The following is a 14,583-nucleotide window of genomic DNA, read 5'->3' on the forward strand; positions in this document are numbered from 1 at the left end:
GACCGCTCACGCGAAGGCCTCCACCCGGACGCCGGCCGCCCCGAGGGCTTCCCGCACCCGCAGGGCCAGCCCCGCCGCCCCGGGAGTGTCCCCGTGCAGGCACAGGGAGCGGGCGGCGACCGCGATGCGCGAGCCGTCGGCGGCCGTCACCGTCCGCCCGGCGGCCATCTCGACCGCGCGGGCGACCACCGCGTCCGGGTCGTGGACCACGGCGCCCGGCTCGCCGCGCGGTACGAGGGTGCCCGCCGGGGTGTAGGCGCGGTCGGCGAAGGCCTCCGGGACGGCCGGCAGCCCGGCGGCCCCGGCGGCGGCCAGCAGGAGCGAACCGGGCAGGCCGAGCACCGGGAGCCCCGCGGGTCCGGCCGCCAGCAGGACCCCGGAGACGACGGCGCCGGCCTGGTCGGCGTCGTGCACGGTGCGGTTGTAGAGCGCGCCGTGCGGTTTCACGTAGGACACCGCGGAGCCGGCCGCCCTCGCGAAGACCTCCAGCGCCCCGATCTGGTAGGCCACCTCGTCCGCCAGCTCACCGGCCGGCACGTCCATGGCGCGGCGCCCGAAGCCCGCCAGGTCCCGGTAGGAGACCTGCGCGCCGATCCGCACCCCGCGCGCGGCCGCCAGCTCGCAGACGCGGCGCATGATGGACGGGTCGCCGGCGTGGAAACCGCAGGCGACGTTGGCGCTCGTGACGACGGACAGCAGGGCCTCGTCGTCGGTCAGCGTCCACCGCCCGAAGCCCTCGCCCAGGTCGGCGTTGAGATCGATCACGGCGGTGGCCGCCGGGGTGTCCGGAGCGGTGTCCGCAGTGGTGTCCGCAGGGGTGTCCGGTGTGATCATGGGAGCCATGCGCTGAGCGTAGAACAGGACGCGCACCCGAATCCCACCCCGGGAGGATCGGGCCGAACCATCCCGTTTGGGATGTTGTCAGGGTCAGCGCCTAGTCTTTGCCCGTGACTCTCCCTGCCCCGGCGAAGACCCTTCCGTCCCCGGCGCCGGGCCCGGCCGCCGACGAGGGCCTGGCCCGGCGGCTGCGCGCCCTCGCCTGCACCGCCCCGCTGCACGACCTCGACGTACGCAAGGCCAATCTGGCCGGCGAGTACGGCGTCTACGCGATGGCGGAGGTCGCGCTCTCCGCGATCGACCTGGTCACCCTCAACATGGACTTCGACACCGGAGCCGACCACGAGCAGATAGTGGCCCGGTTGCTGCCGCGCGTCGCCGCCCAGGCGCCGGCGCGCCCCGCGGCCGAGCACGAGCGGGTGGCCCGCTGGGTGTTGGAGAACCTGATCAACGTCGGCAGCGTCGACCGGGGCTTCCGGGCGATCTACGGCACGTTCGGCCCGGACGGGGTCTACGTCCGCCGGGACTACGACTTCAAGCTGATCGAGGAGGTCCCGGGCCACGGCGGCGCCGTGTACCTGCGCACGACCGACGAAGCCGTCAACGTCCTGGTCGGAGCCCTCGACACGGACGTCACCAGCGCGCAGATCGCCGCCGAGGTCAAGCTGGAGGTCCTGATCAGCCGGGGCCGGCTCGCCGACGCCCAGCTCGCCGCCGAACAGGCCCGCTACCGCACCGTCCAGTACGCCGAGACCCTGCGCCGCACGCTCGACGCGACCCGGCGCAACGTGCGGGCGGTGGACTGGCTGGTGACCGTCCCCGACATGATCGCCGAGGCCCTCGACCACGTCGCCGACCGCTACCGCCACGAGAACGCGATCCTGACCAACATCCGCAAGGCGCGCGACGAGGCGGAAGAGCCGGACAACAAGCGGCGCGCCGCCGAGCTGGTCGACATCGTCAAGGACTGCATCCGCCGCCACACGCAGCTGCAGTCCCGGCTGCTGGACGCCGGCCCGCTCTTCCGCGCCGAACAGGACCGCCAGGCCTTCGCGGCCCCCGCGCCGCGCTCCGGCATCGACCTGTACGGGCAGCTCGTCGCCCCGCTCCTGCCGCTCCCGGTGGCCCAGGCCTCCCGGGTCACCGACGCCTTCTTCGCGGCGGGCGCCGGCCTGCGCACCCCGGTCTCGGTGCGCGTCGCCGACCTGGTCGAGATCCTGCTGACCCCGCCGGTGGAGCGCGAGCACCTGGGCCTGGAAATGCCCGAGCCGGACCTGATCGCCACCCCCGACGACAGCCGCTTCAGCGAGGAGCAGCTGGCCGCCGCGATGGAGCTCCTGGAGCTCCCGCACGACGCCCCCCGCCGGCTGTCCGGGCTGCTGGCGCAGGCCCGCCGCTCCGACCCCGACCTGCCCTACCTGGTCGCCCTGCTCGCCGTCCACGCGGCGAGTCCGGCGGTCGGCACGGCCTACCGCCAGGGCGGGCGACGCCAGCCGCGGCCCGCAAGGAGAAGGCGGCCGCGGCCGCCGGGTCGAAGGGCCCGGCCGTCCGCGCCGACACCGGCCCGCGCGTCGTCCGCAGCCGCACGGCCTGGGCCCTGGCCTGCTACTTCGGCCTCCAGGCCATAGTTCGCCGTGCACCACCGCCGCCGTCACCAGCGCCGGGGCGGAGCCGCCCGCGATGATCAGGCCCGAGAGCCCCTCGAGCCGCCCCGCCACCTCCTGCGCGTCCGGGCGGGGGAGGGACACCAGGGGCTCGCCCACCGACTCGCCGGCGACGCGCGGCCCGCCGACCACATCTCCGTGCGCCTGGGAACTCGACGCCCCCAGGTCGCGCCGCGCCCGGACCCCTAGCCGCGCCTGCCCCCCGGCACCCAGCTACTGCCCCCCCGCCGCCGCCCGGCCCACGCCGCCGTCCGACCCTCCCAGCGGTCCGCCCCTCCCGGGGCGGGCCGCTTCGGCTGTCACGCGTCGCCGGCGCCGCCTCGCGAGGCAGACGGGGCGCACCGGGCGGCGGGACGGACCCGATTGACCCGTGATGGGCGATTCGCCGTCAACGGGCGGGTCGCCCGAATCGCGCCCGGCGAAGGGCGACTTGCCCGGATTGGGGCACCACCCGACCGCCCGTGATGTGGGTCACGCGCACCGGGCCAACATCATTTCCCGGAGAAGGCCGATTCCCTTTTCCCAGCCGGAATTTAGGGAATTCCCGGATCCCTTTTCAAGGTCATCCACCGGGCGGTTCGCGGAGAGTTGATCTCCCGGTCGAATTCGTGTCTTGTTCCGGCCCCGCGTGCTCGCCTACGGTCACCTCATTCCCGGTGGTCAGCTGCCTGATCCGGCCTCCGCCAGGGCCCTTCCGTACCCCCCACGTGAGGAATTCCGCCATGCCCGCAAAGGGAAAGCACCGCCGGCCGAAGCAGCACCACGCACTCACCCGCAAGCTGGCCCTGGCCGGCACGGGCAGCGCGGCGCTGGCCCTCCCGCTGATCAGCGCGACCACGGCCGGCGCGGCCGAGGCGAAGGCCCCCGCCGTGGTGAAGGCCGCGCCGGCCGCGGAGAAGGCGGCACCGGCCGCGGCGAAAGCCGCTCCGCTGACGTACTCCGTGGTCAGCGGTGACACGCTGAGCAAGATCGCGGCGGAGCACTCCGTGGGCGGCGGCTGGCAGAAGCTCTACGAGGCCAACCGGAACATCGTCGGCGCCGACCCCGCGGTCATCCGCCCCGGCCTGAAGCTGAACCTCACCGCCGCCGCCCCGGCCGCCGCCAAGCCTGCCGCGGCCAAGACGACCGCCGCCAAAGCCACGACCGGCTACGCGAACAACCTGGACGGCTGGATCCGCGAATCGCTCGACGTGATGGCGCAGCACGGAATTCCCGGCAGCTACGCGGGAATTCACCGCAACATCATGCGTGAATCCTCGGGGAATCCGATGGCCATCAACAACTGGGACATCAACGCCCAGAACGGCATCCCCAGCAAGGGTCTGCTCCAGGTCATCGATCCGACCTTCCGCGCCTATCACGTGCCCGGAACCTCGCAGGACTCCTACGACCCGGTCGCCAACATCACGGCCGCCTGCAACTACGCGGCCGCCCGCTACGGCACGATCGACAACGTCAACGGCGCCTACTGATCCGGACGCAGGCGTACGGACCCGGGCGTCTTCGCCCGGGCCCCAACCAGCCCCAGAGCCAGCCCTGACGGCGGGCCGCGCGGACGGCTTCCATGCGGTTGCGGGTGCCGGTCTTGCCGATGACCGAGGACAGGTGGTTCCGTACGGTCGACTCGGACAGGCGGACCCGCGCCGCGATGTCCGCGACGGTGGCTCCGTCGGTCGCCGCGCCCAGGACGTCGATCTCGCGCGGGGTCAGCGGGTTCGGGCCCGCGCTCAGGGCCGCGGCCGCGAGCGCGGGGTCGATCACGGTCTCCCCCGCGAGCACCCGCCGTACCGCCGCGGCCAGTTCCTCGACCGGTCCGTCCTTCACCAGGAACCCGGCCGCCCCCGCGTCCATCGCCCGCCGCAGATAGCCCGGCCGGCCGAAGGTGGTCAGGATCAGCACCTTGCAGCCGGGGCACCGGTCGCGCAGGTCCGCCGCCGCGTCGAGCCCGCTGCGGCCGGGGAGTTCGATGTCGAGCAGCGCCACGTCGGGCCGGGTCCCCAGGGCCGCGGGCACGATCTCGTCGCCGGCGCCGACCTGCGCCACGACCTCGATGTCCTCCTCCAGTCCGAGCAGCAGGGCCAGGGCGCCGCGCATCATGCCCTGGTCCTCGGCCAGCAGGAGCCTGATCATCGGCCGTCCCCTTCCGCGTGTTCCGTGTGTTCCGCGTGTTCCGCCTGTACGAGGTCCTCGTCCAACGGGAGTTCGGCGGTGACCCGGAAGCCCCGGCCGCCCGGAGCCGGGCCGCTGACGAGGGTGCCGCCGGCCGCGGCGAGCCGTTCGGCAAGTCCCGTCAGACCGCTGCCCGTCAGGCCGTTGCCCGGCGGACCGCCGTCCGGCGGAGCAGAGCCTACGCCGCCGCCCCCGTCGTCCGTGATCACCAGGCGGACCCGCTCCGCGGCGCCCCGCACCTCGATGTCGCAGCCGGCCGCGCCGCTGTGCCGGATCACGTTGGTGACGCACTCGCGCACCACCCAGCCCAGCAGCGCCGCCGTCCGCGGCGGCAGCGGCGGCCCGGACTGCCGTACGGCGGGCTCGATCCCGGCGGCGGTGAGGGCGCCGCGGGCCCGGTCGAGCTCGCCGGCCAGGCTCGCCTCGCGGTAGCCGGTGACGGCCTCCCGGATCTCCACGAGGGCCTGGCGGCCCACGGACTCGATGTCGGCGACCTGGGCGAGGGCCGCGTCCAGGTCTCGGGGCGCCAGACGGCGGGCCGCCTCCGATTTGACGACGATCACCGACAGGGTGTGGCCGAGCAGGTCGTGCAGGTCCCGCGAGAAGCGCAGCCGCTCCTGCTCCACGGCGGCCCGCGCCAGCTCCTGCCGGGTCGCGCGCAGCTCCCGCACCGTCTCCGACAGGGCGAGGATGGCCGCGGTGACCATGCCGGAGAGGAAGGTCCCGTAGACGACCCCCAGGGCTCCCCAGCCTTCGTGGTGCGCGGCGATCGCCCCGCCCAGTGCGCTGAGGCCGAGGACGGTCAACCCCAGGACGCGGCCCCGGAGCACGGCTCCGGTGGCCAGGCCCAGCAGGGGGAAGAAGGTCAGCCGGCTGCCGCCGTAGCCGAGGGCCAGCCCGCAGGTGACCAGGCCCATGGCGACGAGGCTCCAGCGGGTGCTCGCGGCCTCCCGCTTGCACGGGTCGAAGGCGCGGAACACCACGCTGATGTAGGTTCCCGGCGAGGGCGACGGCGAAGCGGACGCGCTGGGCCTGGCCGCCGGACAGCCGGTCGGCGCGGCGGCCGGCGAGCTCCGTGAGCCCCGCCAGGCGGAGGGCCTCGGCGACGGGCATCGGCGCCGGGTAGGTCCGGGCGACGAAGGCGACGAGCTCGCGCACGGTGAGCCGCGGCACGGCGCGGCCCTCCTGGAGCATCGCGCCGACCCGGCCGCAGCGCACGGCCCGGTCGGGGCTCTCGCCGAAGAGGCGCACGGTGCCCGTGTCGGGCTCGTTCAGGCCGAGCAGCAGGCCGATGGCGGTGGACTTCCCCGCGCCGTTGCGGCCGAGGAGGGCGACGGTCTCGCCGCGCCGGATGTCGAGGTCGAGGCCGGTGACGGCGCGGACGGGCCCGAAGGACTTGGCGGTGTGCCGGAAGCTCACCGCCGGGGGCGTCTCCCCTGCCACCGCGCCCGTGTTGGTCCGTGTCGCCCGAGTCCCCGTATGCGTCATGTACGGAACGCTACGGAGGGGACGGGGCCCCCGGCAGATCCACGTGTACGGACTCCTCCCGTACGAATGTCACTTCGGGGCGCGCGGCGTCCGCGGCCGGCGCGCCCTGGCGCGGGCCAGGGTGCGCAGCGGTGCGACGAGGCCGTAGCCGACGTCCTTGCGCAGGGCGCCGACGCCGGCCCGCTCCACCGCCGTGAGCTGGTGCTCCATGAGCTCCGTCATCGTCACGGCGACCGCCCGCAGCCCGGGAGCGGTGAGGTCGAGGATCCCGTCGGTGGCGGCGAGGGCGCTGCGGGCGCGCCCGGCCTCGGCGGCCAGGAGTTCCCGAACGCCCGGGGTGTCACGGGCCTGTTCGAGGTCGGACCGGGTCACGGAGTGCTCGGCGAGGCGGGCGCGCGGGATGCAGAGGCGGCCGGCCGCGAGGTCTCCGGCGAGGTCCGCGAGGAAGTCGACCCGCTGGGCGGCGTCAACGAACCGCCGCCATCCGGCGGCCTGTTCGGCGTCGGGTCCGCCCGGGTACTGGAGGCCGGTGAAGACGATCACGCCGGGCCAGGCGTAGGCGTCGAGGTAGGCCTGGAAGTCCGCCTCGTCCTCGAACCCGTCGAAGACCGCCTCGGCGTCGGCGGCGCCGGCGAGGAAGCGCACGACCCACTCGGCGGGCAGGCCGCGGGTGTCGACGGCGTGGGCGTAGGCGCGCAGCAGCGGATCGGGGCTGTCGCCGGTCTCCAGGGCGCGGTGCACCTCGGCGCCCAGTTCCTTCAGGCCGGCGGACCGCTGGTCCGGGGTGCCGGTCTCGGCGACGTCGTCGACCATGTTCATGAAGCCGAGCCCGGCCGCCAGCCAGGGCACGAGGGGCGGCGCGGCCAGCAGGCGCAGGGTGAGGTAGGGCGCGGGTTCGCGGCGCAGGACCCGGCGGGCCGCGTGCGTGTAGTCCTCGCGGAGCCGGGTGCCGGAGATCCCGGCCGTCGTGAGGGTGGTGCGCCAGCTGGGCATGGTGGGTGGTTCTCCGCTTCCTGCGTCGTCGTGCGTCTTCACGGGCGCGCGTGCGCGCCGGGTGCCGGGGGGTCGGGTGCCGGCGCCGGGCGGTCAGCTCTTGTAGACCTTCTTGATCTTGAAGTCCGTGCCCGCGAGGACGTATCCGCCCTGACCGTACGGGTCGTTGATGTACGGCCGGATCGCGGGGGCGCCGAGCCAGGGCGAGACGTTGAGGTAGCGCGAGCTCGGGATCTCGACGCCGAGCTCCTGCTTCGACTGGTCCATCAGGGCGGGGAGCCGGTCCCAGTCGAGTGCGGCCATGTCCATGACCGGGTCCCCGGCCCTGACGACGCCGGCGGCGCCGGTGCCCTTGACCGCGCCGCCCCGGTACTGCCAGGTATCGAGGGTCTTGGCGCCGGGCGCCGTGGGGATGTCGGCGATCACGTACTCGTCGTAGACCCGCATGTTGGCGAAGGTGGTGGTGCCCGTCTGCTGCTTGAACGCCTCGACGGCGGTCCGGATGCCGGCCGGGTCGATCAGGCCGCCCTTGGGCGGGGCGGCGGTCTTGGCCGTGCTCGCCTTCGGGCTCGGGGTGGCCGAGGCCGAGGCCTGGCCCGCCGGGCTCGGGGAGACCGGCGCGGACGCGGAGCTCGACGACTTGGCATCGCCGCCGGCCCCGGTCTCCCTGCCCTCGTCCCCGTCGGGCAGCCACTTCACGAGGCCGATCGCCGCCGCGGCCAGGACCACCGCGAGCGCTCCGGCGAGCAGCGCCGGGCGGCGGCGCGGGCGCACCGGCGCGGGGACGGCCACGGGCACGGTCGACGCGTACGGGTTGCCCGCACCCGGGGTGAACGGCGTGGGGGTGGAGGTCGGGGTGGGCCGGTCGGCCGGGGCCGCGGGCCCGAACTGTCCGAGAGCGATTGGCGGGACGACCGGGGTGGCACCTCCGAGAGCACTGCTCGCGCTGCGGAGCAGCGCTTCCAACTGCTCGGCGTCGGGCCGCGCGGACAGGTCCCGTACGAGCAGCCGCTCCAGTACGGGCCCCAGCGGGCCGGAGCGTACGGGCGCCGGGATCGGCTCGTCGAGCACCGCGACCACGGTCGCCAGGCTGGTGGCCCGGCGCAGCGGGTGCACGCCCTCCGAAGCCACGTACAGCAGCATGCCGAGCGACCACAGGTCGGAGGCGGCCAGCCCCTCCTCGCCGCGCGCCCGCTCCGGGGCGATGTACTCCGGCGAGCCGATCAGCACGCCGGTCGAGGTGAGCCCGGTCGCCCCGTGCAGCGCGGCGATCCCGAAGTCGGTGAGCACCGCGGAACCGTCGGTCCGCAGCAGCACGTTGGCCGGTTTCACGTCCCGGTGCAGCACGCCCTCCGCGTGCGCGGCCCGCAGTGCGGACAGGACGTCGAGCCCGATGCGCAGCACGTCCGCGACCGGCATCGGTCCGGCGGCCAGCCGGTCGTGCAGGGAGCCGCCCTTGACCAGTTCCATCACGATCCACGGGTGGCCTTCCGCCCCGTCGGCGGGTTCCACGATGTGGTGGATGGTGACCACGTTGGGGTGCGCGAGCCGGGCGAGGGCGCGCGCCTCGCGGACGGCCCGTTCGCGCAGTTGGACGGCGAGACCGGGCTGGGCGGCGGCGGTGGCGGGATCCGGCGGCCGGACCTCCTTGAGGGCGACGTCCCGGTGCAGGGCGATGTCGCGGGCCCGCCACACGGTCCCCATCCCGCCGCTGCCCAGGGGGTCCCCCAGTTCGAAGCGCCCGTCGATCAGTTGTCTGCCGGCCTCACTGCTGTCCATGGCCGGTCATCGTAGGCGCCGCCGGTGACCGCCGTGCGGCCGGTGTCCGGTCCGGCCGCGAAGGCCCGGACGGGGTCCGGGTCACCGCCGGGAGTTGCCGAACAGGAGGCGGTAGGCGACGAGCAGGACCAGGGAGCCCGCGATGGCGGAGCCCCAGGTCGCGAGGTCGAAGAATTCGTTCTGGATCGGCCGGTCCAGGAACTTCGCGGAGAGCCAGCCTCCGGTGAAGGCGCCGGCGATGCCGATGAGGGTGGTGACGATCAGGCCGCCGGGGTCACGGCCGGGCAGCAGGACCTTGGCGATCCCGCCCGCGAGCAGTCCAAGGATGATCCAGCTGATGATGCCCATGCCCGTTCACTCCGCTTCGGTGGGCGCGCGCCGTGCGCACGCCTCGTGTCCGTGTGTCGTCGTTCGTCTCACCGAAGAGGACGCGCGAAGTGCCGAAACGGTTCTCGGGCCCGCCGGTTCTGAGGCCCGCCGGTCTCAGCCCGCCGGGTCTCAGCCCGCCGGGTCTCAGGCCCGCCGGGTCCGGGCCAGCAGGACCGCGCCCACGGTCACCGCGCCGGCTGCCAGAAGGCCGCCGCGGGACCGCCAGGACAGGACCGACAGCGCCGACTGCGCGGAGAGCACCGAGCCCGCGCTCAGCCAGGACCCGGCCGAACCGGCCGACAGGGCCGATCCGATCGAGGCCACCGAGAGCACGCTGCCCACCGAGCCGACGGAGAGCACCGAGCCCACCGAGCCGATGGAGAGGATGGAGTCCTTGGACCAGAGCGAGAGCAGCGATCCGTTGTCAGCCGTCATACGGCTCATGCTGACACACGGGCCATGGACGCGGCCTGGGAGGGAACACCGGCCGCGGCGACGGCCGCGGGGGTCGCCGCGGGGGTCGCGCGGGCCACCGGGGTCGCGAGGACCGCCGGGTTTGCGAGGGCCGCCGGAGACGCGGGGGGCGGCGTCGGCGGGGGTGTGCGCGTGAGGAGCAGCACGCCCCGTGCCGCCGCGACCGCGCCCGCCGCCGCCAGCAGAACCCCGACCGCCCCGCCGTGGAGGCGTTCGCCGAGCAGCACCATGCCGATCGCGACCGCGGCCAGCGGGTTGGCGAGGTTGACCACCGCGAGCGGGGCTCCGAGGCCGCCCCGGTAGGCCCGTTGGGACAGGAGCATCCCGCCGACCGCGAAGACCACGACGAGCAGGCCCACGCTGACGACCCGGACGCTGAGCAGCGCCCCGCCGCGGCCGCCCGCGACGGCGACGGTCTGGGTCAGGGCGGAGGCGGCCGCGGAGGCCAGCCCGGAAGCCGTCGCGTGGCGCAGCCCCGAGCTCGTGTCCCTGCGCGCGGTGAGCAGCAGGATCACCGCGGCCGTGGCGCCGGAGACGGCGAGGGCCTCGGCCAGGGTGAGGGCGTCCTCGGGGGCCGGGCCGGAGGCGGGCACCAGGAGCAGCCCGAGGCCGACGACGGTGGCCAGGGTGCCGCGCCACTCGGTGGCCGCGACCCGCCGCCCGGCGCCGCGCGCGCCCAGCGGCACGGCGGCGACCAGGGTGAGCGCCCCGAGCGGCTGGACCAGGGTGAGGGGCCCGTACCGCAGGGCGGCGGCGTGCAGGAGCGCGGCGGCGGCGTTCAGCCCGGCCGACCACCACCAGGCGCCGTTGCCGAGCAGCGCGGTGGCGCTGCGGGCGACCGCGCGGCGGGCGAGGCGTTCCTGGGCGACGGCGGCGGCCGCGTAGGTGACGGCCGCGGCGAGGCAGAGCAGGACGGCGACGAGCGTGGCGTTCACCGCACGGCTCCCACGGTTTCCGCGGCTCCCACGGTTTCCGCGGCGGCCGGGGTCGGGGCGGCCGGGGCCGGAGCCGGGGCGGCCGTGCGCCGGGCCGGCACGCTCCGCCGGGCCACGAGCGAGCGGGTGGCCGGGCGCGGGACCAGCAGCAGCGCGGCTCCCAGCAGCAGGGTCGCGACGATGGCGTCGAGCCAGTAGTGGTTGGCGGTGCCGACGACCACCAGCAGGGTCAGGAGCGGGTGCAGCAGCCACAGGGCGCGCCACCGGGAGGAGGTGGCGGCGATCATGCCGAGGGCCAGCATCAGCGCCCAGCCGAAGTGCAGGGAGGGCATCGCGGCGAACTGGTTGGCCATGGTGTCGGCGGCGGGCGCGGCCCCGTAGACGGTGGGGCCGTAGACCTGTCCGGTGTCGACGAGGTGGGCGGCGGCCAGCATCCGCGGGGGTGCGAGGGGGAAGCTCAGGTGCAGGACGAGCGCGGCGCCGGTGAGGACGGCCAGGACGCGGCGGCTCCAGAGGTAGTGCGCGGGGCGGCGTACGTAGAGCCAGCCGAGGAAGAGCACGGTGGCGGGGAAGTGCACGGCCGCGTAGTAGGTGTTCGCGGCGTGTACGAGGGTGTCGCCGGGGCCGTCCAGGAGCAGGCGCTGGACCAGGCCTTCGCCGGGCAGGCGCAGGGCCCGCTCGGCGTCCCAGACGCGGCCCGCGTTGCGGAAGGCCTCGTCGGTGCGGCCGGTGGAGAGCAGGCGGCCGGCCTTGTACACCGCGAAGAGGCCCGCGACGAGCAGCAGCTCGCGCAGGAGGCGGCGGCGCCGGTGCCCGCCGCGCGGCGATCCCGGCGTGCGCGGCCCCGCGCCGGCCTCGGCAGGTGTGGTGTGGGAGGTCATCCCCCGGTCTCGCTTCCTGTACACGGGCACTTCGACACGCCAGTGTATCGATACATTCGCGTATCGATACACTGACGTACCGATACGAGCGTGTACCGATACGCTCGCGTTCCCGTAGACTTTCAGCAGAGCGGGATCCGGCCAGGCCGGCCAGACCGGCCGGATGCCGTCGGATCCGGCACCGAGCCCGCAGAAGCCCCCAGAGGCCCTGAAGCGCCACCGAGGAGAGCCGCCCCATGACGTCGCCGACGCCGGTCGCCACCCCGGCCCCAGCGCGCCGCTCCAAGATCACGCCGGAGCGCGAGCGGGAGTTCTACGACGCCGTCCTGGAGCAGTTGCGCGAGGACGGCTACGAGGCGCTGACCATGGAGGGCATCGCCGCCCGGGCCAGCTGCGGAAAGTCCACGCTCTACCGGCAGTGGAAGACCAAACCGCAGCTCGTCGCCGCCGCCCTGCGCGCGGACCGGCGGGGAACGCTCGCGGCGGTGGACACCGGCACGCTCGTGGGCGACCTGCGCGAGGCGGCTCGGATCGCGGCCTGCACCTCGGGGCGCGACACCCGGCTCATGCAGGCGCTCGGGATCGCGGTGCTGAGCGATGAGAAGCTGAAGGCGGCCCTGCGCGAGGCGCTGGTCGAACCGGAGCTGGCGGCGTTCGACGCGATCGTGGAGCGGGCCGTGGCGCGGGGCGAGCTCGCCGCCGGGCACCCGGCCGTGGAGTTCCTCCCGGCGCAGCTGATGGGCGTCCTGCGGATGCGGCCCGTCCTGGAGGGGCGCGACGCCGACACCGGGTACCTCGTACGGTTCGTCGACGCGTGCCTGCTGCCCGCGCTGGGCATGGCCGCACGGCCCGGACCGGAAGCGGTCCGGAGCCCCTGAACCGGCGGACCGCCGTCCCCGATGACCGGACGGCGGCCTGCCCGCGCTGCCTCGTGGGGACGGTGGCAGCGCACACCACCCGGACCGGGCGGTGGTCACTCCCGCGCGGAGTGTCCGCCGCCCGGTCCGCGCGGTGAACCGGCCCGACCGGTGGTCCGGTCCGCGCGGTGAACCGGCCCGACCGGGCGCCGAGGCCGTGTCGGCCCGGGCGGCGGTCAGACCCGGGCGGCGGTCAGGTCCGGGCAGCGCCCATGACCCGGGCGAACTCCTCCGGGTCCGCCTCGAAACCGCGTACCGCCGGGTCCAGCGTCCAGACGCCCGAGGCGTCGCGGGTGAACTCCGCGACCGTGGCAGCGGACGCGCCGGCGACGGCCGCGAAGTCCTCCTCGGCGAGATCCGTGTAGCCCTCCCGGATCCGCAGCCGCGGCCCCGCGACGTCCCCGAAGGACACCGCCGGGCCGTCACCCGTCCGCTGGATCACGACCCCCACCACGACGCGGGCCGACTCGTCCGACATCCGGTTCAGTTCGAACGTCATCACCTCGTCGAAGCCGAACCCCTGCCCGGTGCGGCTGTCCCGGTCCAGCGTGATGGTGCCGTCGGGGGACCTGCTCCCGAAGTGCACGAGGTGGACGGGCCGCCCGTACGGGTCGGCGGCGGCGTAGACCCCGGCGACTATGTCGAGGTCGTGGACGGGGCCGCCGGCCGGGCTGGGATCCCATCGCAGTCCGATCTCCACCTTGGCCAGGCCCTTGCGTACTCCGCTCACCGAACTCCCCCTCCGCTTACCGTCTGTTGCCCTCCCATGCTGTCACGCGCCCGTCCGCCCGGTCCGAACGACCGTACGTTCCCGGCCAGTCCGCCGGACCTACCAGTCCCCGTCCCCCACCGGCTTCCCCGGCCGGGGCCCCTTCCCCAGGGGCTTGACCTGCCCGGGGGCCGGGTCGGCCCACGGCGCCCCGTCCTCGCCGAGCCATTCGCCCACCGGGACGACTCCGCTCAGGGCACCGGAGGGGGCGAGGTCGGCCGCCGTCTCGTCGTAGTAGTCGAACCACGGGAGCCCGGCCTGGGTGTAGGCGGCCCGGTCCACCGGCGAGGGCGGTGCGTCCTCCCCGGTGATCCGCCGCCAGGCGGGCGGGGTGACCAGGTGGACGAAGACCCGCGCGGCCGGCTCCGCGCCCCATTCGCCCAGCTTCCGGTCGTCCCGGTAGACCTCCTGGCGCATGGAGCCGCCGACGCCGAGCCCCATCGCGGGGGCCGCCTGCGGGGCGGGTCCGCCCGGGGCCCGCATGCGCGGGTCGGAGGCCGAGCCGGGGGGCCCGCCCGGTGCCGCCGCCATCGGCATCGCGGGGGCCGCCCCGTAGCCGCCCGCGAAGCCTCCCATCGGTGGGGCCCCGTACGCACCGCCGCCGGGCCGGGGTCGGGCCGTGCGCACCCGCTCCTCCTCCTGCCACCGCGCCAGCGCCTTCGCACCGAGCGGGAACGCCTGCAGCTGTACGCCGCCGGTCGTCTCCTCCCCGGTGATCTGGCCCTCCACGGTGGCCCCGAGGCCGAGCGGGACGGCGACGAACTGGCGCACCGTCCCCTTGCCCGAATTGATCCCGTCCAGCCACGGCTGGCGCGGCAGCACGACGTAGTTCTGCGGCCGGCGCGCGAGCGCTCCCGTCCACCGCTCGCCGGAGACGGCGCACACCTTGCCGACCCCGACCTGGAGCGCGGTGGGCCGGCTGGTCCCGCCGAAGCTGAGCCACATCGCCTCGCGCAGGTACACCGGGAGCATCACCCCGCCCTTGGCGAGCCACTCCGCCGGCACGGTGTCCGGATGGTCCTCCACCCGCCGCAGCGGAAACTCTCCCAGCCCCGGAGGCAGATTGTGCGTACCCGACTCCGGCAGCCGCAGCGTCCGCATGAAACGGACCCGCACCCCTTCGCCCAGCAGCAGCGTGTTCCCCTCGACCCTTGCCCCGCCCTCGGCCACGCGACCGGCTCCTCTCCCGTAGTGGTCCGGATCCGCCGCAGGATGTGCGGCCGGTCCGGATCGTGACCCTCAAGATTTGCTCAGATGCCGTGACACTGCGCCCGGCTGTTTCCTAGCTTCCTCGTATACGCGTCCGCC

12 protein-coding genes and 2 pseudogenes are annotated in these 14,583 nt (G+C 75.0%); 3 read left to right on the plus strand and 11 right to left on the minus strand.

Features of this window, described 5'->3' with window-relative positions; genetic code table 11:
- Window positions 1-6: 6 nt before the first annotated feature.
- Complete coding sequence (locus tag DRB96_RS26940) at window positions 7-834, minus strand: 5-oxoprolinase subunit PxpA (RefSeq protein ID WP_204358073.1); 828 nt, start codon at window positions 832-834, stop codon at window positions 7-9.
- 113 nt (window positions 835-947) lie between these two features.
- On the opposite strand from DRB96_RS26940, the gene DRB96_RS26945 reads away from it, so the two are divergent.
- Together DRB96_RS26945 and DRB96_RS26950 are read left to right on the plus strand one after the other, a co-directional pair.
- Window positions 948-2,465 (plus strand): hypothetical protein, encoded by a 1,518-nt coding sequence (locus tag DRB96_RS26945; protein WP_112450791.1) that lies wholly within the window; start codon window positions 948-950, stop codon window positions 2,463-2,465.
- Between the two features lie 758 nt (window positions 2,466-3,223).
- Window positions 3,224-3,973, plus strand: coding sequence for a LysM peptidoglycan-binding domain-containing protein (locus DRB96_RS26950; RefSeq protein ID WP_112450792.1), 750 nt, complete (start codon window positions 3,224-3,226; stop codon window positions 3,971-3,973).
- Between the two features lie 55 nt (window positions 3,974-4,028).
- Here the strand turns inward: DRB96_RS26950 and DRB96_RS26955 are convergent.
- The 8 genes and pseudogenes from DRB96_RS26955 to DRB96_RS26995 all read right to left on the minus strand — a co-directional run.
- Window positions 4,029-4,631, minus strand: a pseudogene (locus DRB96_RS26955) (response regulator transcription factor); the annotation flags it as partial.
- Window positions 4,628-5,662: pseudogene (locus tag DRB96_RS26960) on the minus strand (histidine kinase); the annotation flags it as partial. The pseudogenes DRB96_RS26955 and DRB96_RS26960, both read right to left, overlap by 4 nt.
- Before the next feature lie 565 nt (window positions 5,663-6,227).
- Window positions 6,228-7,151 (minus strand): squalene/phytoene synthase family protein, encoded by a 924-nt coding sequence (locus DRB96_RS26970; RefSeq protein ID WP_112450793.1) that lies wholly within the window; start codon window positions 7,149-7,151, stop codon window positions 6,228-6,230.
- A gap of 93 nt (window positions 7,152-7,244) precedes the next feature.
- Window positions 7,245-8,930 (minus strand): serine/threonine-protein kinase, encoded by a 1,686-nt coding sequence (locus DRB96_RS26975; RefSeq protein WP_112450794.1) that lies wholly within the window; start codon window positions 8,928-8,930, stop codon window positions 7,245-7,247.
- Window positions 8,931-9,011: 81 nt separating this feature from the next.
- Complete coding sequence (locus DRB96_RS26980; RefSeq protein ID WP_112450795.1) at window positions 9,012-9,278, minus strand: GlsB/YeaQ/YmgE family stress response membrane protein; 267 nt, start codon at window positions 9,276-9,278, stop codon at window positions 9,012-9,014.
- A gap of 165 nt (window positions 9,279-9,443) precedes the next feature.
- Window positions 9,444-9,734, minus strand: a complete 291-nt coding sequence (locus DRB96_RS26985) for a hypothetical protein (RefSeq protein ID WP_239516424.1) — start codon at window positions 9,732-9,734, stop codon at window positions 9,444-9,446.
- Window positions 9,735-9,739: 5 nt separating this feature from the next.
- Window positions 9,740-10,708 carry a hypothetical protein gene (locus DRB96_RS26990; protein WP_204357825.1) on the minus strand — a complete coding sequence of 323 codons (969 nt, stop codon included), beginning with the start codon at window positions 10,706-10,708 and terminating at the stop codon, window positions 9,740-9,742.
- On the minus strand, window positions 10,705-11,589 hold the full coding sequence (locus tag DRB96_RS26995; protein ID WP_112450797.1) for a phosphatase PAP2 family protein: 885 nt from the start codon (window positions 11,587-11,589) through the stop codon (window positions 10,705-10,707). Before DRB96_RS26995 ends, DRB96_RS26990 begins: the two co-directional genes overlap by 4 nt.
- Before the next feature lie 236 nt (window positions 11,590-11,825).
- On the opposite strand from DRB96_RS26995, the gene DRB96_RS27000 reads away from it, so the two are divergent.
- A complete protein-coding gene (locus DRB96_RS27000; RefSeq protein ID WP_112450798.1) occupies window positions 11,826-12,467 on the plus strand; it encodes a TetR/AcrR family transcriptional regulator in 642 nt (213 codons plus the stop codon).
- Between the two features lie 232 nt (window positions 12,468-12,699).
- Here DRB96_RS27000 and DRB96_RS27005 read toward each other — a convergent pair whose 3' ends face one another.
- Both DRB96_RS27005 and DRB96_RS27010 read right to left on the minus strand, forming a co-directional pair.
- Window positions 12,700-13,236, minus strand: coding sequence for a TerD family protein (locus tag DRB96_RS27005; RefSeq protein ID WP_112450799.1), 537 nt, complete (start codon window positions 13,234-13,236; stop codon window positions 12,700-12,702).
- Window positions 13,237-13,335: 99 nt separating this feature from the next.
- Window positions 13,336-14,445, minus strand: a complete 1,110-nt coding sequence (locus DRB96_RS27010; RefSeq protein ID WP_112450800.1) for a hypothetical protein — start codon at window positions 14,443-14,445, stop codon at window positions 13,336-13,338.
- Window positions 14,446-14,583: the final 138 nt, after the last annotated feature.

It is taken from the genome of Streptomyces sp. ICC1 (assembly GCF_003287935.1).
GTDB classification, from domain to species: domain Bacteria; phylum Actinomycetota; class Actinomycetes; order Streptomycetales; family Streptomycetaceae; genus Streptomyces; species Streptomyces tritrimontium.

Coding starts and splice junctions, on each gene's coding strand:
- DRB96_RS26940 (WP_204358073.1), bottom strand. CDS start 834: ATGATCACACCGGACACCCCTGCGGACACCACTGCGGACACCGCTCCG.
- DRB96_RS26950 (WP_112450792.1), top strand. CDS start 3,224: ATGCCCGCAAAGGGAAAGCACCGCCGGCCGAAGCAGCACCACGCACTC.
- DRB96_RS26970 (WP_112450793.1), bottom strand. CDS start 7,151: ATGCCCAGCTGGCGCACCACCCTCACGACGGCCGGGATCTCCGGCACC.
- DRB96_RS26975 (WP_112450794.1), bottom strand. CDS start 8,930: ATGGACAGCAGTGAGGCCGGCAGACAACTGATCGACGGGCGCTTCGAA.
- DRB96_RS26980 (WP_112450795.1), bottom strand. CDS start 9,278: ATGGGCATCATCAGCTGGATCATCCTTGGACTGCTCGCGGGCGGGATC.
- DRB96_RS26985 (WP_239516424.1), bottom strand. CDS start 9,734: ATGACGGCTGACAACGGATCGCTGCTCTCGCTCTGGTCCAAGGACTCC.
- DRB96_RS26995 (WP_112450797.1), bottom strand. CDS start 11,589: ATGACCTCCCACACCACACCTGCCGAGGCCGGCGCGGGGCCGCGCACG.
- DRB96_RS27000 (WP_112450798.1), top strand. CDS start 11,826: ATGACGTCGCCGACGCCGGTCGCCACCCCGGCCCCAGCGCGCCGCTCC.